This window comes from Peribacillus sp. SIMBA_075, assembly GCF_046534585.1.
Map to the genome: position 1 here is coordinate 1 of NZ_JAWRYN010000269.1, position 337 is coordinate 337.

Genomic DNA, 337 nt, shown 5'->3' on the forward strand with positions numbered 1-337 from the left:
GACGGAAATTATCTGGTGGTCAATGATGAGCGCGACTCTGCTGTGGAGACGATCTCGTTGATCTATGAATTAGGGCTCAGAAATGTCAATCTGCTGCCATGCTATCCTGGCGTTCCAGAGCAGCCAAAATCAGCTATCGCGATAACGCCTGGTGAGCGCAGCTATGTTCCCGCTCATATTGAGCATGTGATTGATGTAGGCGAGCGGGTCGTTGATATTAGTACGATGGTGGAGATGCTGACCCGCTTTCATCTCCTCAATCATGAGACGACGCTCATCTTAAATGAATACGCGAAAAAAATCGTATCGCGCAGCCAAGGCTTACAAGCGACCATGG

General features: G+C 49.3%; 1 pseudogene. It reads left to right on the forward strand.

Going from position 1 to position 337, the window contains the following annotated elements:
- Positions 1–337, forward strand: a pseudogene (locus SB775_RS28195) (hypothetical protein); the annotation flags it as partial.